This is a genomic window from Moorena sp. SIOASIH (genome assembly GCF_010671925.1).
Classification (GTDB): domain Bacteria; phylum Cyanobacteriota; class Cyanobacteriia; order Cyanobacteriales; family Coleofasciculaceae; genus Moorena.
Genome location: NZ_JAAHIH010000002.1, coordinates 1,605,695 through 1,626,334 on the forward strand (window position 1 = coordinate 1,605,695; position 20,640 = coordinate 1,626,334).

The window sequence follows — 20,640 nt, forward strand, 5'->3', positions numbered from 1 at the left end:
TTAGACATCTACAATTCACATAGAATAATTATGATACTTAACGCAATTTTAGTGAGATCAATCCTTGTTGGTGCTTGGTCTTTTGTCAAGAGTAAACTACCACCAGAAGGAAAACGACAACTAGGAACATTCCTAGGACGAATGGCTCAAAAGCCTCTAATCACTAGTCTAGTGCGTTGGTATGATCAACGGTCAGTGGATGCCTATCTGATTTCATTTCCTAAATCTGGACGAACCTGGCTCAGATTGATGATTGGACGGGTCCTAGAAAAGCATTTAGAGCTAAATGACCCCAAAATTATGGAGAGAATATTGGAGTTGGAAACTTTAGCACCATTGCACCCTGATGTCCCAAAAATTCGAGTTATTCATGATGATGAACCAGAATGGAAAAAGCCTGATGAACTTGTTCAAAGTAAGGCCAACTATAAAAATGCTAAAGTAATTCTATTAGTCCGAGACCCTAGGGATGTAGTAGTATCTATCTACTTTGAACATACTAAACGGGTGGGACACTATGCTCACATCATGCAGCAAGTAGACTCTCTGAAGCAGTATGCTGAACGAATTAAACCCTATGAAGGGGATTTGCCTAGCTTCATCCATGAGTCAGTGGGGAGTTTTGATACCTTGATTAGGTATTACAATATATGGGAAGCTAATCGCCATCTACCGAAAAAATTTTTGCTGGTGCGCTATGAAGATATCCAAACAAATCCCCAAAAAGAACTGAAGCGCGTTTTAAAGTTTTTAGGGGTTAAATCAGTTCCGGATGAAGTAATTGAAGAAGCTGTTAACTTTGCCTCCTTTAATAATATGCGAAAAATGGAACAAAACCGGACATTTAAATCCGATCGCTTGACTCCAACTGACCAGCAAGATCAAGAGTCTTACAAAACTCGTAAAGGAAAAGTGGGAGGATTTACTGAATATTTAAATCAAGAGGATATTGATTATCTGAATCACCAAATGGAGGAACATTTATCGTATTTTTACCAGTATAAACCCTGAAGGTGTTGTGGGCGATCAGGTGTGGGGTGTTTAGCGATCGCGTAGCGTGACCTATGGTCAATCGCACTCAAGGCAAGTGGGCTTATGCACCAAAATTTTGGGTCTGAAGCCCCGTCCTTCTAGGACGGCTTTCTTTGATTGCTGATATATTCTTTTAGCTTTTCAATAGGGGCACCCCCAACGGATGCCGCCAAATAGCTAGGACTCCATAGTGCAGTTTTCCCATTAGGTTTTAGGTATCCTTTTTGCCCATATCTGCGACTTGATACTCCTTTCAGACTGTTAACTATTTGAGATATCGATAGTTTTGGAGGATACTCGATTAATGCGTGGACGTGATCAGATTCGACCTTAAACTCCTTAATTTTAAAATTCATCTTTTTTGCTACCTCTCTAAAAGAGTCTTCAATGGTTTGGAGGCTCATTGAGGTCAATACCTGTTGTCGATACTTGGTTACACACACTAAATGTATTTGCGCTCTTTGTGATACTGTGTCGTTCTTTCCGGAAAGTCATTGTCAAATCTTGTAGGCTTTGAAGTTCCCGTAAGGGTTAGAAGTTTCCGTAGAAGAAGGTAGCCTTTATAGTTAGAGGGTTATGCGATAAAGGGTAAAAAATTATGTAATAAGGCTACCTTCTTCAAGGACTCAGCTCGCCTTGTGGAGCCTTTATAGTTAGAGGGTTATGCATAAAAAGTTAAGGTTTTTGTAATAAGGCGACCCTCCCATTGGTTTCGTCTCTACAATATAATCATAGTACAGACCTACTGGGAGGACTAGAATGAAGGCCAGGTACCAGTATCGTTTCTATCCAACAGACCAACAGAAGAAGGATTTGGCCAAATTATTTGGCTGCGTCCGGGTCGTTTGGAACGATGCTCTGGCTATTTGCAAAAAATCTGAAAAAGTTCTCAAGTCAGGAGAACTACAGAAGCTAGTCATCACTCAGGCCAAAAAAACTGAAGAAAGACAATGGTTATCAGAGGTTTCCGTTGTCCCCTTACAGCAGTCTGTAGCCAATCTAGGAGTTGCTTTTAAAAACTTTTTTGATTCTCGGAATGAGAAAAGGAAAGGAAGAAAAGTCAAACCTCCACGATTCAAGAAACGTTCTAATAAACAATCAGCACGGTTAACTCGCAGGGGTTTTTCTGTTCAAGGAGATAAGGTATATTTGGCCAAAATTGGAACAGTCAAACCAATTTGGTCTAGAGACCTACCCTCAAACCCTAGTTCTGTAACCATTATCAAAGACTGTGCTGGCAATTACTTTTTAAGTTTTGTAGTAGAAATTGAGCCTATTCAAGTTGATGCCAAGAACCAAAGCATCGGTATTGATATAGGTATCAAGACTTTTGCTGTGATGAGTAATGGCAGTGAGGCTAAAAGCCCTGATTATTCCAAGCTAGATCGAAAGCTACGGAAAAAACAACGAAAATTTGCTAAGCAGCCTAAAGGGTCAAACCGAAAACAGCGAACTCGCCATCATATCGCTAAACTCAACCTCAAAATAGCGAATAAGCGTCAAGATTTTCTGCACAAACTATCAACCCAAATAGTTAGCGAAAACCAAACTATCGTTTTGGAAGATTTAAATGTGTCGGGAATGGTTAAAAACCGTAAACTTGCACGAGCCATCAGTCAACAGGGATGGGCAGAATTTAGGGCGCTCTGTGATGCGAAGTCAGACAAATATGGCAGAGATTTTCGGGTCATAAGTCGATGGGAGCCTACCAGTCAAATTTGTTCAGATTGTGGGTTTAAATGGGGTAAACTCGATCTGTCTATTCGTTCAGTACTTTGCCTGAATTGTGGAACACAGCAAGACAGAGATAAAAATGCTGCCAAAAACATAGAAAAAGTCGGCATGGGGCATCGGCACGACTATAAACGGACAAGGAGGAAAGGTAAGACTGTTTCGGCAGCACATTCCGATGAGGTGTCAAGAATCACTGCCCTTCCAGGGCGGTGAGTATGTCAACAGACTAGACTAAACTAGTGTATATATCTAGCTAGTCGGCTATTAAAAATGATTCTTAACCAAAACTTCCAGGTCATTGATAATGCTGCCCAAATTGATGACCACTTTTGTTTAAAATTAGGACCGGAAGCTAAGGCAAAAGTCTACCGAGTCTTGATCAACGATACAGGACAAATCCTACTCGATCCAATTCCAGAAGAAGAACAATGGTTATGGCAAAATCCCGAAACCCTGGCAGCGGTGAAACGGGGTATCCAGCAAACAGCAGAAGGTAAAGGAAAATATTTAGGTGATTTCGCTCAATATGCTAGCATGGAGATTGATGACTAGTGAATTTTTAATGATTAAGCTATCAGCTATCAGCTATCAGCCTATGGGCTACGCGCAGGCTACACCGAACAGCTAAAGGCCAAAGGCCACGCTACTTGAGGTGCCGCTTGTGGTCACGCTACACCGAACAGCTGTTGAATAAAATAAGCTGACCGCTGACCGCTGACCGCTGTTCGCGTAGCGTGCGCGTAGCGCATATGCTTACAACTTCACTAGTCTTCCTCAAGATACGGAAATCCGAATCCCTATCGGTGGACAACCCCATCTGTCATATCAAAAGTTATCCCTCAGAATCGTTAAAGGGACATTCATCATATTAATGTAGCAATACCAATGACTGTACTGGAACAAGGCACAATCACGATTCATACTGAGAATATCTTCCCGATTATCAAGAAGTCTCTCTACACCGATCACGAAATCTTCTTGCGGGAGCTGATCTCCAACTCAGTGGATGCCATCCAGAAGTTGAAGATGGTCTCTTATGCTGGGGAGATTGACGGGGATGTGGGAGACCCGGAAATTAAAATTACCCTTGATCAGGATAAGAAAACTCTATCCATCTCGGATAACGGAATTGGGATGACTGCCGATGAGGTGAAAAAGTATATTAATCAAGTTGCTTTTTCTAGCGCTGAAGAATTTATCCAGCAGTACCAAAAGGAAGCTGACCAACAGATTATCGGTCACTTCGGATTGGGTTTCTACTCTGCTTTCATGGTGGCTCAGAAGGTGGAAATTGATACCCTGTCTTATCAGTCAGGAGCTTCAGCGGTTCATTGGTCCTGTGATGGTTCTCCAGCCTTTGAACTATCGGATTCTGAGCGGACGGAACGGGGTACTACCGTTACCCTCACCATGCAAGAGGAGGAACAGGAGTACCTAGAACCCTCACGGATTCGTCAGCTAGTCAAATCCTACTGTGATTTCATGGCAGTGCCCATCAAGCTGGAAGATGAGGTGATCAACAAGCATGAGGCACTGTGGAAGAAATCCTCAAGAGACCTGACCAAAGAAGACTATCTAGAATTCTATCGCTATCTTTACCCGTTCCAAGATGAACCCTTGCTGTGGGTACATCTAAACACAGATTATCCTTTCCTGCTTGATGGCATTCTCTATTTCCCTAAACTGAAGCCAGACGTGGATGTGACTAAGGGGCAAATCAAGCTTTTCTGTAATCAAGTGTTTGTCAGTGACAACTGTGAGGAAGTAATTCCTAACTTCCTGATGCCACTGCGAGGGGTGATTGATAGTCCTGATATTCCCCTGAATGTCTCCCGTTCTGCTCTGACCAAAGACCGGACAGTGGCTCGGATTGGTGACTTTATTGCTAAGAAAGTTGGCGATCGCTTAAAGCAACAGTACCAGGATGAGCGGGATCAGTACATCCGTTCCTGGCAAGATGTGGGTACATTCGTTAAGTTTGGCTGCATCAATAGCGATAAGTTTAAGAAACAAGTAGAAGATATTGTGATCTTCCGCACCACCTATCAACCGGTGGAAAGTTCCGAAGCTCCAAGCACTGACAGCCCTAAGGTAGAGGTGCAATCCCAAGAGGGGGATGCTTGGGAGGATGTCACCCCGGATGAGGGCACTGAACAGGACAAGTCTTCTTCCTCTCAACCCTACACCACCATCAAAGAGTATCTAGAGCGCAATAAAGAAAATCACGAAAATCGGGTATTCTATTGCACTGATGAGGCTAGCCAAGCCACTTATGTAGAACTGCACAAAAATCAAGGGTTAGAAGTCCTATTTATGGACTCCTTTATCGACACCCACTACATTAGCTTCTTGGAACGGGAATATACAGAGGCTAAGTTCTCTCGGGTGGATTCGGACTTGGATGATACCCTGGTTGATAAGGAGCAGGAAAAAGAGATTGTTGACCCGAAGACCAACAAAACCCGTTCTGACCTGATTAAGGAACTGTTCGAGCAAGCGATTAACAAGCCTAAGGTCAATGTCCGGACTCAAGCCCTCAAGTCTGATGACCCCCAAGGCACTCCACCCGCGATGGTATTGTTGCCGGAGGCAATGCGCCGTCTACAGGAAATGACTGCCATGATGCAGCAGGAGTCAGTGCAGTTCCCAGAGGAACATATTTTAGTGGTCAATACCACCCACCCACTGATTCAGAATCTAGTCAACCTCAGTCAAGGCAGTATTATTCAAAGTGGCGGTCAGTCTCCCTCAGCGGAATTGGCTTCCATGATTTGTCAGCATGTCTATGACCTGGCACTGATGGCCCAGAAAGGCTTTGATGCCGAAGGCATGAAAGCGTTTGTGGAACGGTCCAATAAGGTTATGACGCGCTTGACGCAAGAGTAATCGGGAGTAGGGAGTAGGGAGTAGGGAGTAGGGAGTAGGGAACTTCCGATCAAGATGTAGGGTGGGCAGTGGCTCAGACAGATTAACCAAGTTGCTCATAGAGTTAGTAGACACTGCCCACCTACGATTAATCTTTCCCCATCTCCCTATCTCCCCATCTCCCCATCTCCCCATCTCCCCACACTTCCCACACTCCCCACACCTCCCCATCTCCCCATCTCCCCACACCTCCCCACACTTCCCACACTTCCCACACTTCCCACACTCTTCCGACTCCCGACTCCCCACTCCCTACTCCCTACTCCCTACTCCCTACTCCCCGCACCATCTCCGAGATATGATCAATAACAGATCTAAATCAAGAGGTACCCCATGTCCCGTAGATGTCAGTTGACTGGTAAAAAGGCCAATAACGGCTATGCCGTTTCTCACTCCCACCGTCGGACTAAGCGCTTACAAAACGTTAACTTACAGGTTAAGAGACTTTGGTGGGAAGAAGGGAAACGCTGGGTTAAGCTGCGGATTTCCACTAAGGCCATTAAGACCTTGCATAAGAAGGGCCTGCAAGCCATGGCTAATGAAGCTGGAATTAATCTGAATCATTATTAGAGGGAGTAGGGAGTAGGGAGCAGGGAGTAGGGAGCAGGGAGTAGGGAGCAGGGAGTAGGGAACATTTTAAAACAGATATGATATATTAACCAGATAATTCATCATCTCCCCATCTCCCCACCTCCCCACCTCCCACACTCCCCACACTCCCCACACTCCCCACACTACCCACACTACCCACACTACCCATCTCCCCATGTTTTTTCTCTGGGGATGATGGGTTTTTGGCTTAATGTGGGTAGGTTAAGTCTATGGTTTTTTGGTAAAGGGGATATAGTCTGCCTTTAGAGGAGGTAGTAAACTTCTAAGCTAGTTAAACTGTTAACAAATCTCGGTTGTGTTTTTGGGAAATCTCGATAGTATAATTAAATATTTAATAATATTCTCTATTCGTAGGTAGACGTAACGCTATGGGGTTGACCGTTGATTGTTACCCCTTAGCTTCGTTAAACCATTTGATAGGACTAAGCATTAAGGTGTTTGACATTCATACAAGCTCAAAAGCTGTTATAGTCAACTCTTGCCTTTTGCCTTTTGCCTTTTGCCTTGCGCGTAGCGCTATATCATCTAGGGTGCTTGAACTAGTTCGTATTTAGGAATCTACTCAACAAATGTGACAGGAAAATCCCTATGTCAACCAGGAAGTCAACCAGGAAGAAGTTAGCGAATGCGATCGCAAAACTACTCCAACAAGTAGTCAAACTCTCTCAAGCCATCACCAAACCCTTGATGCGTTGGCTGTTGCGTAGCTTATTTATTTTACACCGTCGGTCGCGGGTGGCAACCGCCGGGTTTGTGTTGCCTACCGCGATTATGGTGACCTTGGTGGTAACCTTGCTGGTAACTGCCATTGTGTTGCGCTCCTTTGACCGGGTCAAAAATGCCAGTAATTATCGGGTCAATCAAGCGGTGTTCAATGCCGCCGCTCCTGCCATTGAGCGGGCTCAAGCAAAATTAGAAGCTTTGTTTGCTGACCCCACCCTTCCCCGCTCCACCCCATCAGAGGAAGCGTTGGAAAATGCCTTCAAGAATACCAAATACAACTTTGGTGATGAAACCCGTTTGACCCTCGAAGACGAAGACAGTGACGGCAACGTAAGCACCATAGACACTGCCTGGAGGTTTCCGGTTGATACGGATAATAATGGCAAATTCGATAGCTACACCCTCTACGGAATTTACTTCAAAAGTCCACAGCCAAATCAAAATCAAAATCAAAATCCATTAAGAAACCCAGAATCCAGAACCTCTGTACAAGCGAGAACGCCACCGATGGGGGAGTCGAACAACAGCGATCGATGTCAGCTAGCTGCTGACACTAGCGCTAGCTTAGTGGATAATTCTGGGTGGTTTAAGTCCGGATCAAAATTAAAGAAAAGTATATTTGTTTACACCGCAACGGTTCCGATTCTGGAAGATATAGGGGATTCAGCCTATGAAACTTACAAGGGTGAGGCCGGATTCTCAGCTCTAGAGTATCAGCAAGACCGAGCCAGAATTCCCCTGGTCAACAATGCCATTGTCTACGAGGATGATTTACAAATTACTCCTGGAGCTGGCATCCAGATTAATGGGCGGATTTTTACTAACGGGAACTTTCTCACTGGTAATCGTGGTGGAAGTAATGAGTATTTTCAAGTCAGTAGCCCGGAATCTTGCTACTACAAGGAAGAAAACAGCAAGATTATTGTCGGGGGCAATATGGCCTTTGGTCGTGTTGATCAGAATGATGATCAAAAGGGCGGAAAAATACATCTGTTCAATGGAAACGGAGCACCGAACACAAATGTTAACTTAGGCCAAAATGACAATAAATCTGTTGACGGACAACCCAAGGAGATTGGGGATAACAGCAAAGCCTACACTGAACGAATTAATCGTCTGGTAAAGGCTCAGTCTGCTCAAGGTAGGGATACTGACCCAGACGAAGTAAAGGAAAGGTACAAAGACTTTGAAGGAGAGGAACTTGACAGACAACGGCTCAAAGCTCTAAGGATATACTTCAAAGACCGCACCCGTCGTGTTCCCTATGCAGACGTTGAAGAGGGTGGAGACCCCGGAAATGCCACTCTCAAAGGTACTGGTAACGAGCTTCGTCCCCAGGATGATTGGATATTCCCTTATCAACCAGGTACTCAAACCAGTAACAATGAACTAACGCTCAATATCGAGGGAGGGGAGCTCAATCCTCCAGCAACGGAACCAGAGGTACAAGAGGGAGCAGGTAAGGAACTACAAATTGGCGATCGCGTTTTGATCGGTCATGGCTTACCTGCTCTATGGTGGGATGATCAGGCACAGCAATTCCAAGGTGCCAGAGCTAAACAAGACATTGGGGGTGGCGTTACGTGGAAGGACAGTGACGAGAATCGCTACCGCACTACCCAAGTCACTCCCTTGTCTGACTTAGGGGATACTGACCGCAATGGTTTCTGGGAAGCAGCAGCGGCCAGGCAACCTCGTCAGCCCCTGGAAGGTTATGGAGGATTGCGGGTAGTTACCGGTGCTGGGATTTATGTGGATGATGATCAGTTTGGGGATCCTGAGGCAAGCTTCCGCCGCAATAATAATACTGTTCCTCTTGACTTGCAGTCTTATTTGCCCCCTCCTGGTTGGGATATTAGGTTTGTGGATCCACAAAGTCAGGGTAACGATAACAGAATACAGCTAGCTGATATACTGGCTCAATTTGATCCAAGCGAACCCCCCATACTTGTCTGGCCAGATACCATGCCCATGCATGGTGGGGTAGGTGGTGATTTAACTGCTAATGATCCTCCTGATCCAACTATTACTGATGCTAACCAGAAAAGTGACCTCTTGATGAGGGCAAGTGCTGTTTATCACTACACCCAAAAAGCAGGCACTGACCCAGAACAAACAAACTTTGATCAATTACCGATTGCCTGTGTGAGTAGCTACTATGACCCCACAGATGAAAACTCCGCTAAAAATAGAGTTTCATCTGGGGGTGGGGATTGGGACGACCCAGAGCGATTTGATCCTATAAACGGAAGGTCTAACAATGGCATCGTTTACACCTTTCCCGGTAGAAATGATAGTGACCCAGCATTGGAACGACAAGCCAGATTAGTATTTCCCAATGGGCGTCTTGCCAATGAAGCCTTGAAAAGAGCGTTAGATACAGAGTCAGATCAGCGCACCCTAGCTGATAATTCAGCTATTGATACCGCAATTTGCGCCTTAGAAATCTTAAAAAACCCTACAGCTAACATAGATGATTCAGCGATCCCCCATGGGGCAGTTTATGAACAGTCCTTTTTGAATGCCAGACAAGTCCAGGATATTAATCAGGCTCCTAACACTCCCCATGAGTATGACCTAGGGATAGAAGACCGTCAGCCTCTGGAAATTCGGGCTACCGTCTTGGATCTCAATCTGCTCAGAACAACAGCAATTGCTGCATTACCCAACGACGGTCCCAGCCCAGAATTTCTGCTACCGGATAGCGGAGTTATCTATGCCACCCGTGATGATGCCTTACCAGACCTCAGTGATAGAACTGGAGATAGCCTTCAAGAAAATCTCAGCTCCAGTAGCGTAGACTTTACCCTAGACCCCACCCGCCGTCCCAATGGAATTATGTTACGCAATGGGACAGTCCTAGCCCGTCAAGAGCCAAACAAACCTAACTCATTTGACTTGACCGATCCCCCAGGAGCAGAGAAAGGGTTAATTTTAGCCACTAATTTGCCAGTGTATATCAAAGCCGATGACAACGTTATCAATAATGCTGATATAGCATCGGGCTTTAATTTGCACCAAACCCCTGGCGGAAATTTGGTGGAAGAGTTTACAGAGCAACTAACAGATGAGAAGTGGAATGATAACAATTTTTACGACCGTCGTAACACTCTGGATCCAAACTTTGCTTGTCGCCAAAATGATAATAGATTGCCGAAATGTAAACAAGGGGATTTGTGGCGACCAGCAGTAGTGATTGCGGATAGCGTTACTCTGCTGTCTAATAATTTTGAGTTTGGTTACCGCTCCGATGGGGACTATGACCTGAGGGGAATACCAATGGGTAGTAATTTGATAGATCCAAATGGGGATAACTTAACAAACCGTGTAAATGAGCCTCCTGGTATTGATCTGAATGCCAATGGTGTCCTAGGTGAGCCTCAGGTTCTAGAGTCTCAAATTGTCCAGGGTTATGATTTCAACGAAGATGGATTTTTATTCGATGAATTTAAAGTGAATGGAGAAGTCATTAATGAAGAAGACATTAACGTTGACCTGAATAGTAATGGTAATAAAACCGACACTAACCCTACGGAGTTTGAAATAACTGTTGCGGCAAGACTAAAACTTATTAATGGCATCTTTGACAACAATTTTGTCACTAGTGCCAACTGGTGGGATCCGTGGGGGGATGGCATTAATAATATTGATACTCCAGATGACAATGGCAACCCTCAACCTAGCATCGTACCCAATCCGGCTGATCCGAATCCTAGAAGAATAAACAGTTCCTACCTAAGTAATTTTGTGACTCCGATTCAGCGACGGGTGCTATTTCCAGAGTATGTGATGGAAATCTGTCGGAAAGTGCCGGTTTCAGCTTGTAACCCTAATGACTGGGTGGTTAGTGCACAAGATGCTAATCCACCGCAAAGGGCTAGTGACGTTCTGCAAACTAATATCGATCAACTTTTCTCCGGCACAACCGCAAGACCTGCCAGAAATCTTGAAGATCAACGCTATCCCCGTCGCATTGCTTTCCTAAGGGATCCTGACAATAACTTGGAGCTAGATAGCAATAATCGTCCGACTCCTCTCGGAATCGACGGACCTAATGGAACAAATGATAATGGGATTGTCCGACCTTACCCATACACTAATCCGTGGAATGGACCTCGATTAGCACCACATGCTCTGTGGTACAGAACAACTAGAAATCTCAATGACCCTAACCCTCCCAATTCTGCTCTAAGCTTCCGTACGGACAGACCACTGTTTTACCAAAAGCCATTACAGCAAACAGCTCCAAACGTAGGAACAACAGAGCAACCGATGTTGGTACCAGTTCTACAAGTTCACTCCCTGAGCGGTGAACCAGGAAACAACACTAACGCACTCCCGAGCACACAACAGGAATGTGTGGAAATCCAAGAGGGCTGGACACAGCGAGCCAATGAAGACGGAGAAACCTTCAATGTAGTGATTGCTTCCGGGGATAGTCCCCCAAACCAAACCGAAAATAATGGTGGTGTAGCTAACTTTGTCCGTTACCTAGAAAACTGGCAGAAAACGGTGCAAACTTGTGGGGCTAAAAATAGTATTCCGGCTCGGATCAGTGGCTCCCTAATCCAGTTCAAGCGTTCCGCCTATGATACAGCCCCATTCTGGCATGGCTCCCAGAACGCCCCTAATCAGCTAGTCCCCAGTCGATTTGGATACCAGATAGATGATGATGATCGACCCAGTGCAGCTTTCATGCCCTATGCCACTGCCGCTGGCCGACTGCCCTATTACATGGCACCCGAACGTCGATATGGTTTCGATGTTGCTCTTCTGACTCAGTTACCTGACCTATTCTCTGGCCTGTTTACCACTCCCTCAGCGGGAGACCCTGATGAGTTTTTCCGGGAAGTTGCCCGAGATGACCCATGGGTGGAAACTTTACTGTGTGCTGAAGACGATCAAGGAAATCTAGCGGTTAACCAGCGCTATTGCCGGAAATAAAAGGTTAATTGGTTGAAGGTTAATTGGTTGAAGGTTAATTGGTTGAAGGTTAATTGGTTGAAGGTTGAAGGTTGTTCGCGTAGCGTGGCCAAAGGCCAAGGTTGGAGGTTAATTGCCTGAAGGTTGAAGGTTGTTCGCGTAGCGTGGCCAAAGGCCAAGGTTGAAGTGATTAATCTCAGGGTGGTGGGCAGTGCCTAGCATCCTTATTTGCCAACAAATGAATTGCTCTGATGCACTGCCCACCCTACATCTAGATCTGGTTCCGGTTCCCCCCTTGTTAAGGGGGGTTAGGGGGGATCTAACACTCCCAATGAACCCAGCAGTGCTACTCCCTGGTTGGTGGGCAGTGCCAACCCAAGTCTAGGACAAGCTAATGAATATAACTCCAGCACTGCCCACCCTACATCTAAATCTGGCTCCGGTTCCCCCCTTGTTAAGGGGGGTTAGGGGGGATCTCACAGGGTGCATCTCCTAAAAGCTGTTTAACCAAGTGGTGCGTTACGGGGCGGACGATACCAAGACTGGCTAGGGAGCAAAAAATAAAGGCAAGTCCGCCCCTAACACACCCTACGAACTCTTGCCTATTGCTAGCATGCCTATTGCCTTTCTAAATCTACTCCCGACTCCCTTAATAATTAATAGTTAAACCATGATCAATCCCCAGAAGCAACAACCCCTTTGTCAATCATCAGATGCCGGTTTCACAATCATGGAATCCTTGATGGCAATGATGATTATTACAATTCTGATGCTTGGCATCTCACCCATGATTGTCTTAGGAGTGGCCAATCGAGTCCAGTCGCGACGAGTAGAACTAGCAGTGCAAGCGGCTAGAGCCTACATTGATGGTGTGCGGAGTGGAGCCATCGATCATCCCGAACACACATTAGAAATGGAACTTGATGGTGGAAAAAACAGAAGTGAATTTGCTAAGACTGAGGCTCCTAAACCATCAAATTTGACTTGTGATAAAAATGACTATTGCGATAATAAGTCCAATAAAAGTATTTACTGCGTAGATCTTGATGACGGTGTCTGTAGCAGTGACAGTTCAAGAGACTTAATCATCCAGGCATTTCGGAGTATCACTGCATCAGGAGACCCAGCTAATAATACTGATAAAAGCTACTTTCTGGGGGTGCGGGTTTACCGAGCTGATGCTTTTAAGGATCAAGGTGAGTTGAAGATTGGAGAGAAGGGGGATAAGGCGAAAGCTAGGGGACCTGGATTAAGCGATCGCAAAGCCCCCCTAGTGGAAATGACTACAGAAATTACCACAGGCACACCGAGTTATAGCCGTTTTTGCGATCGCCTAGGTTGTAACTAATACAGTAACTAATACGGTAATTACTATCAGAAATTACTGACATAAATCACAAGCAAAAACCCCAACCATGATTAGATTACTTAGAACCTTCCTCGCCCATCAACTTAAAACCAATAAGGCTAAGCTCAACCATGGCGGCTTTACCTTAATTGAACTTTTGGTGGCCATGATTGTTGCGGTACTGATCATAGCGCCACTATTGAGGTTTATGATTACTATCGTCGATACAGACCGTAAAGAGCAAGCCAAGGCTACTTCAGAACAAGAAATCCAAGCGGCTATGGACTACATAGCCAGAGACTTGGAGCAAGCAGTCTATATCTACGATAACTCTGGAGTGGAAAGAGACAATGCTGGAAAACCGGAGGAATCTGGAATCCGAAACCAAATCCCACCAATTGCTGCAGCACCAGGTTGTAACACAGATAACTGTCAACCTGTGCTGGTATTCTGGAAGCGGAAGTATTTTGATAGAACAGACACAGTCGATGGAAAAACTATTGGCGACTTTACCAATGAAAATGATACCTTTGTCTATGCTCTGGTTGCCTATTACTTAATCACTGATAAAAATGATACTTGGTCAGATATTGCTAGAATCGGTCGGTTTGAAGTTTATGATCAAGTCACCGATGCCACTTCAACTCAACCCAATGCAGTTGGTATACCTGCTAGCCCAGGCTTTCAATCCTTTAAGCTCAGTGATACAAGCGGAAGCAGCCTCAAGGAAAAGTTGAATCAGTGGACAAAAGGAGCTGGTAATTACGAGACTCAAGCTCAAATATTGGTAGATTACATTGACGTAATTGATGAAGATGACCCAAACAATAAAATAGAACCAGGTTGTCCAATTGTATTTCCCCAAGAAGCCCCTAATCTCTCACAAGATGAAATCCAAAAGAAAGAAGAAGCTTTGCAGGTTCCAAGTAACCTAAACGGTGGTTTTTATGCTTGTGTGGATGCAGAAAAAAGAATAGCCCAAGTATTTTTGAGAGGGAATGCTTTAGCTCGGCTCAAGAATAAGAAAGAGGACTATGAATACCAACCAAACCGGTCTAGCTATTTCCCGACCGTAACCATGCAAATTGAAGGACGCGGTTCCTTAGGACTATGAATACAAAGAAGACCGGTCTTGCTATTTTCCTACTGTAACCATGCAAATTGAAGGAAGGGGTTTCCTTATAGTATCTATCTAGTTTGATTAATTATATGTTTAAATTTTACAGAAAAATCCAAAATTATCAAAGGCTAAACCATAAACCAAATAAGGATGCTGGATTCACCTTTATGGAATTACTGATAGTAATTTTAATGGTAGGAATTTTATCCTCCATTGCTGCTCCCAGCTGGCTGGCTTTTGTGAATCGACAACGAGTGAATAAAGTACATGAAAGAGTATTAAGTGTTATCCAAGAAGCCCAGCGACAAGCTAAAAATAAAAAACTCAGCTACAGCGTTAGTTTTAGGATGAACGACGGAGTTCCAGAAGCTGCAGTTTATCAGGATAAGAATAATAAGGGGGAAGACAACACACCAGAGACCTTTCAATGGCAGAGTTTAGTTGGTGATTTAGGGGTCAAACCAGACCAAGTTTGGGTTGGTACAAACCTAATTGATGACAACAAATCTGGCGGAACGTTATCGATTTTGGAAGATCAGAAAACAATTACCTTTGATAACCAGGGCGTTCTAGAAAATCCAGACATTGGAGATGGCTTAGCTATCGTAGTCGCTGTTCCCGATTCTAAAGAAAAAGATAACCCTATTAAAGCAACCAAGCGATGTGTAATAGTAAAAACTATCTTGGGTGCCCTACAAACTAAAACAAAAGGGGACTGTCCTTCTTCAACATAGTGGTGAGTGGGTTAGAAAAGTAAAAGGTCAAACTTAAATCAGGGTGATACTCCATGCAATTCAATAGCCAACAGGGGGATCAATCCCGAGCTGATGCGATTGCGCTACGCGCACGCTGCGCGATCGCTGGATTCACTCTACTGGAAACTATTCTGATAGTGTTGGTAGTTGGACTATTGGCTGCGATCGCAACCCCCAGCTGGCTTACTTTTATCAATCATCTACAGCTCAACATAGCCCAAGACCAAATCTACCGAGCTATGCGGATTGCCCAAAGCAACGCCAAACGAGACAAAGAGATCTGGCAAACTAGCTTTCGAGAAAAAGATGGCATTGTCCAGTGGTCAATTCACCGAGCTATGGGAAAAACATGCATTTTAGATCAAGTCCATTGGCATAGCCTTAGCCCTAGCATCGCCATCTACAAAGACAAAAATAAGAAAGGTAAATCCGAGACTACCCTAGCCAAACCAAAGGGAGACTGTTCAAGAACTGGACCATGGCGAGTCCAGTTTAACGACAGAGGAAACACCAACGGACAACTGGGACAAATCACCCTAATCACCAAGAACAATAGCACCACCCAACGTTGCGTTTACGTATCGACCCTAATCGGAGCCCTGCGCAAGGGTAGATATCATCCTAAACCGAATAACAGTAAGAAGTATTGTTATTGAGGGGAATCATAGCGCTACGTTCAGGGAACAGGGAGCAGGGAGTAGGGAGTAGGGAGCAGGGAGCAGGGAGTAGGGAGTAGCGATACAGCGCGGTCTTGGGAAGTTGTTGATATGGCTCCCCATCTCCCCATCTCCCCATCTCCCCACACTTCCAAAAGTGCTCCACTACTGTAACTCTGACTGAGTCTTCTGATCATCTAGCTTTAAAATCAACACCCCGAGGGGTGGCAAACACAAATCTAGGGAATAGTGATGATTGTGGAAGAACCATTCATCTGTCCACTTACCCCCTAGATTACCCATATTACTACCACCGTACTGGCGAGCATCACTATTGAGCAATTCCTTGTAGAATCCCATCTCTGGCACTCCTACTCGATAATGACTATGGGGCTGAGGGGTAAAATTGCACACTGTTACAATAAACTCTTCCGAATCGTGAGCATAGCGAATGAATGAGACCACACTATGGCGATTGTCACTACAATCAATCCATTCAAACCCGTCCTGGTCAAAATCCTGAGTATAAAGCGCCGGTTCGCTACGATACAAATAATTCAGGTCACTAATCAACTGCTTTAAATTTTTATGGGGTTGATATTGCAACAAATCCCACTCCAAATCTCCCCAGACATTCCACTCACTCCACTGACCGAACTCCATACTCATAAATAGAGTTTTCTTACCTGGGTGAGCAAACATATAAGCATACAGACAGCGGAGATTAGCAAACTTGAGCCACTCATCCCCAGGAATTTTCCCAAGCATATTACTCTTGCCATGAACCACCTCATCGTGAGATAGGGCAAGCATATAATTCTCAGCATGGTTGTACCACATGCTGAAGGTAACATTATTCTGGTGGAACTTGCGAAACCAGGGATCCATACTAAAGTAATCTACCGTATCATGCATCCAGCCCATATTCCACTTCAGATTAAATCCCAAACCTCCTAAATAATTTGGCCAAGACACCATCGGCCAATCCGTTGACTCTTCCGCAATCGAGAGAACACCGGGATAATAACCAAAAATCACCTGATGAGTTTGCCTGAGGAAATCCACCGCTTCAAGATTTTCCCGACCCCCATACTGGTTTGGTATCCATTCTCCATCCCCACGTAAATAGTCCAGATAGAGCATAGATGCTACGGCATCCACCCGCATCCCATCAATGTGGTACTTATCAAACCAGAACAAAGCGTTAGCTACCAGAAAATTCCGCACTTCGTTACGGCCATAGTTGAAGACTAAGGTTCCCCACTCCTGATGTTCACCTTTACGGGGATCGGCGTATTCATAGAGATGAGTACCATCAAAGAAAGCCAAACCATGACCATCTTTGGGAAAATGACCGGGTACCCAATCCAAAATTACCCCAATCCCATTTTGGTGGCACTGGTCGATAAAATACATCAAGTCTTGTGGGTTACCATAGCGCGAGGTACAGGCATAGTAACCAGTAACCTGATAGCCCCAAGAGCCATCAAAGGGATGCTCGGCCAGGGGCAAGATTTCGATATGGGTGAAGCCCAATTCCTTGATATAAGGAATTAATTTTTGGGCTAGTTCTCGGTAAGTCAGGAAACGGGCTCCTGGTTTGAGGTCTGAAACGGTTACGACCGTTAGGATTTCACCATTTGCTCCCTGAGGAAGTTCAGCTGAAGAACCATGAAGCCAAGAGCCCAGATGTAGCTCATAGACAGAAATCGGTTGCCTCAAGGAGTCAGTGTGACGCCGATGCTCCATCCAGTCGTGATCATGCCACTGATAGTCATCCAAGTCGGTAACAATAGAAGCAGTTTTCGGTCTGACCTCTTGTTGGAAACCATAGGGGTCAGATTTTTCGTAGATATGACCTTCGGAATTTTTAATCTCGTACTTGTAGGGTTCTCCCACTCCCAGTTCAGGAATAAATAGTTCCCAGATACCAGTAGCCCCTTTGCGCATCTGATGTTGACGCCCATCCCAATGATTAAAATCGCCGATGACTGAAACATTACGAGCATTAGGTGCCCAAACCGCAAAATAGACTCCCTCAATCCCATCAATTTCTGTAGGATGAGCCCCCAGTTTCTCGTAGATGCGGTGATGATTCCCTTCCGCAAATAGGTGCAAATCAAACTCGGTTAGTTTGGCAGAACGGAAACCATAGGGGTCATAGCTAACCCATTCGCGTCCGCCTTTTTTAATCCGCAGTTGGTAATTAGCCAGCCGAGGTGTCTCAATCTCCACCTCAAAGAAGTGAGGATGGTGTACCGATTGCATGAGGTAAGACTTCCTTTCCGTTGGCAGAATTACCCATGCTGCCTCTGAATTTGGTAGATAAGCCCGCACTACCCAACTAACGTTACCATCCTGCTCACATTTATGAGAACCAAGCACTTCAAAGGGGTCATGATGTTGGTTTCCTACTATCTGGTCAATTTGTTCGGGAGTAATTCTTGAAGACATTAAGGGTATACAGGTCTGGGAGTATTACCGTTAGAAGGGAAGGATTGTCCGGAACAAATCGCTCAGTTGCAGCAGAAAAATCAATTCTCGAATCTTGGGGTCAAGGCCAGGGGTGGTTGAGCGTTGTGCTATGGCATCTTGCAGTTGGGCGTATTCAGCGGCACTCATTGGCTTGCCATCAAGAGGCGATCGCGCTTCAATAATAATCTCAGTTCTCAACACCTCTTCCGGTACATCCTCCGGAGGTGGTAAACACCAAGCTGGTCTAGCTAGAAGTATAGCGATAGTTAATTCTAGGCCAATTCCTAACAATTTCAACAATTTAGCCATCACCAAAACGATTGAGTCGTTAAATTGAGTCGTTAATCAAATCCTATCTCAACCTATTCACGACTGGGTGTGGCGTCTGGATTTATAAGCTTGGCTTTGTGATTTATTTACAGGAATTTCGTTACCATGATTTCGTTACAGGGATTTCCATTGATGGGATTGGCCTATGGCAACGCTACGGGATTAGCCTATGGCAACGCTACGGGAACGCACGCTTTGCCCGTTTGTTTCCTTTTTTGCTCTAACCTTAAGGTTATGGCTAGGGTTATCGGTGCGCTCAGGTTTTTTTTCTGATTTTTACTAATTACTTCTAGGATATCACAAATCCCCGTCTGTCCCTAACTAAGGATTCCTCCTGAATCTGAGCTGATGCTAAGATAGGTGCGTTCTAACATCATCTTTCTAGCCTTACTTTGAGTAAAACTGCTACCAAGTTAATCCTGTTCAGCAGCACTTCTTGAGTTAGCTGACCAGCCTAAGACCTCTGAAGCTGACGGGGTGACAAACAGCCTTGAAAGCCTTACAGGGTGACCGGGTGTGGGGTGAAGGGTGTAGGCGAAGATCAGGAGCTGGCTAGGTGGCGACGGGACGGTTGAATCAGGTTCCGGACCGATTGTTATCCCACCGACTCACTCCAAATTCCCTGTCAGCCATGCAAAGCGCGAGTGGGGGAAACCACGGCAGTCGCTGGGGGAACGGCAGTCGCTCATGGGGGAAACCACGGCAGTCGCTCATGGGGGAGACCCCCAAGACCGCGCTGCCTCCCCAAGACCGCGCTGCCTCCCCAAGACCGCACTGCCTCCCCAAGACCGCGCTGCATCGCTTTTATTTTCCCCACCCCCTACCCCCCACACCCCACACCCTGTTTAGTTTAATGCCTTGTTGTCACCCCCTGAGCCTCTGAAGTCTAGGTTACTGGTAAGGGTTAAGGTTCCTAGCTTAGGGTCAAATATACACTTCTTTGCTCTAGAACTAGGTCTTTAAACGGGGAGTAATCTACCGCCAGTAACTTTAGCACGGGCATTGGTTACATCTTGCTTCAACGGCAAAGGATAGGCATTGTCAGGGGCTCAAACCCCGAAAGAGTTAAGAACTGCACCTGTTCTGGTTCGCCATCAGAAAGTCAGTCAGTAGTCTCGGCCACCAGATTGTTTTCCTGCCCTGATTAAAAGTTACCGGTTTGCCATAGGTGTTTCCAATAACTAAGGAGTTTTTTATGAATGCTGTTCCTCGCTCTGCTCGCACTCAAAGAAATCGGTCTCAGCAATCATTGGCTATTTCAAAAGATCAACGTTCTAGAATAGCACGACCACCAACACATACTATGATGTCACCGAAAAACCCTAACCCAAAGGTTGAAAACCTGAGTGTTTTGCAGCAGCAAACACCAATTTTGTTGAAAGCCTTACTATTTTTAAAACTTGGCTCAGATATAGTAACATTTGCACTAATTGCTACTGCGGTCACAGTTTATTCCTGGACAGTTTACAGCCAGCAACAATGGACCCAAGAGTATCGTAAACTAGAGGAGCTGCAAAGAGATGAGCGCAATATGACAGCAACAACGGAAGTAATCAAAGATCAACTCGCTCAACAGGCTGAAAATCCAGCTACAGGGCTGGTTACTCCCAAACCAAGTAATACAATTTTTCTCAAACGAGCTCCTGAACGTCCTCAGCCTCAGCCATTTACCGCCTTCACCAAACCTCCTGAGCCAAAACCCAAGAAAATCACACCCCTGGGTTACTAGTTTTTTGCCTAGGGATAGGGTGAATGGGGGTAGGGAAAAATCTGTTTAAAAATCTATTTAGGTATATTTAGTCAAGTATATCTGTTTATGTATATTTAGTTAGGTGTATTTAGTTAGGTATATTTAGTTAAGTATGTCTGTTTAAGTATATTTATTTAAATATATTTATTTAAGTGTGTCTGTTTAGGTATATTTAGTTAGGTATATTTGTTAAAGATGATAGTCAGGTGAAACAGTATGAAGCCCGGTAAGTCACTGGGAAACAACCGTCTGAGACT

The 20,640-nt window shown here is 45.0% G+C and carries 18 protein-coding genes and 1 pseudogene; 13 read left to right on the plus strand and 6 right to left on the minus strand.

What is annotated here, in order from left to right:
* Positions 1-51: 51 nt before the first annotated feature.
* Positions 52-1,011 (plus strand): sulfotransferase domain-containing protein, encoded by a 960-nt coding sequence (locus F6J90_RS14725; protein ID WP_293094571.1) that lies wholly within the window; start codon positions 52-54, stop codon positions 1,009-1,011.
* A 119-nt stretch (positions 1,012-1,130) separates the two neighbouring features.
* On the opposite strand, the pseudogene tnpA reads toward F6J90_RS14725, so the two are convergent.
* A pseudogene (tnpA, locus tag F6J90_RS14730) lies at positions 1,131-1,533 on the minus strand (IS200/IS605 family transposase).
* Between the two features lie 258 nt (positions 1,534-1,791).
* On the opposite strand from tnpA, the gene F6J90_RS14735 reads away from it, so the two are divergent.
* The 3 genes from F6J90_RS14735 to htpG all read left to right on the plus strand — a co-directional run bounded on the left by F6J90_RS14735 (position 1,792) and on the right by htpG (position 5,652).
* Positions 1,792-2,979, plus strand: coding sequence for a transposase (locus F6J90_RS14735; protein ID WP_293094574.1), 1,188 nt, complete (start codon positions 1,792-1,794; stop codon positions 2,977-2,979).
* Positions 2,980-3,036: 57 nt separating this feature from the next.
* The gene (locus tag F6J90_RS14740) at positions 3,037-3,318 is read left to right on the plus strand and encodes a hypothetical protein (RefSeq protein WP_293094577.1); all 282 of its coding nucleotides are present in this window, start codon (positions 3,037-3,039) and stop codon (positions 3,316-3,318) included.
* A gap of 333 nt (positions 3,319-3,651) precedes the next feature.
* Positions 3,652-5,652, plus strand: a complete 2,001-nt coding sequence (gene htpG, locus F6J90_RS14745; RefSeq protein ID WP_293094580.1) for a molecular chaperone HtpG — start codon at positions 3,652-3,654, stop codon at positions 5,650-5,652.
* A 127-nt stretch (positions 5,653-5,779) separates the two neighbouring features.
* Here htpG and F6J90_RS14750 read toward each other — a convergent pair whose 3' ends face one another.
* Positions 5,780-5,917, minus strand: a complete 138-nt coding sequence (locus F6J90_RS14750; protein ID WP_293094582.1) for a hypothetical protein — start codon at positions 5,915-5,917, stop codon at positions 5,780-5,782.
* A 107-nt stretch (positions 5,918-6,024) separates the two neighbouring features.
* On the opposite strand from F6J90_RS14750, the gene rpmB reads away from it, so the two are divergent.
* The gene (gene rpmB / locus F6J90_RS14755) at positions 6,025-6,261 is read left to right on the plus strand and encodes a 50S ribosomal protein L28 (RefSeq protein WP_293094584.1); all 237 of its coding nucleotides are present in this window, start codon (positions 6,025-6,027) and stop codon (positions 6,259-6,261) included.
* A gap of 630 nt (positions 6,262-6,891) precedes the next feature.
* Positions 6,892-11,970: a hormogonium polysaccharide biosynthesis protein HpsA gene (gene hpsA / locus F6J90_RS14760; RefSeq protein ID WP_293094586.1), complete on the plus strand. Its 5,079-nt coding sequence runs from the start codon at positions 6,892-6,894 to the stop codon at positions 11,968-11,970.
* On the opposite strand, the gene F6J90_RS14765 is transcribed toward hpsA, so the two are convergent.
* Positions 11,955-12,128, minus strand: a complete 174-nt coding sequence (locus F6J90_RS14765; RefSeq protein ID WP_293094588.1) for a hypothetical protein — start codon at positions 12,126-12,128, stop codon at positions 11,955-11,957. The two genes, hpsA and F6J90_RS14765, sit on opposite strands and share 16 nt — an antisense overlap.
* A 491-nt stretch (positions 12,129-12,619) precedes the next feature.
* Here F6J90_RS14765 and hpsB point away from each other — a divergent pair, with 491 nt between their 5' ends.
* From hpsB to F6J90_RS14785, 4 genes are all read left to right on the plus strand, one after another.
* The gene (gene hpsB, locus F6J90_RS14770; protein WP_293094591.1) at positions 12,620-13,297 is read left to right on the plus strand and encodes a hormogonium polysaccharide secretion pseudopilin HpsB; all 678 of its coding nucleotides are present in this window, start codon (positions 12,620-12,622) and stop codon (positions 13,295-13,297) included.
* Between the two features lie 67 nt (positions 13,298-13,364).
* On the plus strand, positions 13,365-14,411 hold the full coding sequence (gene hpsC, locus F6J90_RS14775; RefSeq protein ID WP_293094594.1) for a hormogonium polysaccharide secretion pseudopilin HpsC: 1,047 nt from the start codon (positions 13,365-13,367) through the stop codon (positions 14,409-14,411).
* Between the two features lie 95 nt (positions 14,412-14,506).
* The gene (locus F6J90_RS14780) at positions 14,507-15,151 is read left to right on the plus strand and encodes a type II secretion system protein (protein WP_293094596.1); all 645 of its coding nucleotides are present in this window, start codon (positions 14,507-14,509) and stop codon (positions 15,149-15,151) included.
* A 53-nt stretch (positions 15,152-15,204) separates the two neighbouring features.
* On the plus strand, positions 15,205-15,828 hold the full coding sequence (locus tag F6J90_RS14785; protein ID WP_293094598.1) for a type II secretion system protein: 624 nt from the start codon (positions 15,205-15,207) through the stop codon (positions 15,826-15,828).
* Positions 15,829-15,834: 6 nt separating this feature from the next.
* Here F6J90_RS14785 and F6J90_RS14790 read toward each other — a convergent pair whose 3' ends face one another.
* Genes F6J90_RS14790 through F6J90_RS14800 form a run of 3 tightly spaced genes read right to left on the minus strand, consistent with a single transcriptional unit; the run spans position 15,835 to position 18,612 of the window.
* Positions 15,835-15,975 carry a hypothetical protein gene (locus F6J90_RS14790; RefSeq protein ID WP_293094600.1) on the minus strand — a complete coding sequence of 47 codons (141 nt, stop codon included), beginning with the start codon at positions 15,973-15,975 and terminating at the stop codon, positions 15,835-15,837.
* 18 nt (positions 15,976-15,993) lie between these two features.
* Positions 15,994-18,282, minus strand: a complete 2,289-nt coding sequence (gene glgB / locus F6J90_RS14795; protein ID WP_293094603.1) for a 1,4-alpha-glucan branching enzyme — start codon at positions 18,280-18,282, stop codon at positions 15,994-15,996.
* A gap of 30 nt (positions 18,283-18,312) precedes the next feature.
* Positions 18,313-18,612: a hypothetical protein gene (locus tag F6J90_RS14800; protein ID WP_293094606.1), complete on the minus strand. Its 300-nt coding sequence runs from the start codon at positions 18,610-18,612 to the stop codon at positions 18,313-18,315.
* A 98-nt stretch (positions 18,613-18,710) separates the two neighbouring features.
* On the opposite strand from F6J90_RS14800, the gene F6J90_RS14805 reads away from it, so the two are divergent.
* From F6J90_RS14805 to F6J90_RS14815, 3 genes are all read left to right on the plus strand, one after another.
* Positions 18,711-18,857: a hypothetical protein gene (locus tag F6J90_RS14805; protein WP_293094608.1), complete on the plus strand. Its 147-nt coding sequence runs from the start codon at positions 18,711-18,713 to the stop codon at positions 18,855-18,857.
* 463 nt (positions 18,858-19,320) lie between these two features.
* Positions 19,321-19,482 carry a hypothetical protein gene (locus tag F6J90_RS14810; protein WP_293094610.1) on the plus strand — a complete coding sequence of 54 codons (162 nt, stop codon included), beginning with the start codon at positions 19,321-19,323 and terminating at the stop codon, positions 19,480-19,482.
* A 346-nt stretch (positions 19,483-19,828) separates the two neighbouring features.
* Positions 19,829-20,362: a hypothetical protein gene (locus F6J90_RS14815; protein WP_293094612.1), complete on the plus strand. Its 534-nt coding sequence runs from the start codon at positions 19,829-19,831 to the stop codon at positions 20,360-20,362.
* Positions 20,363-20,640 lie beyond the last annotated feature (278 nt).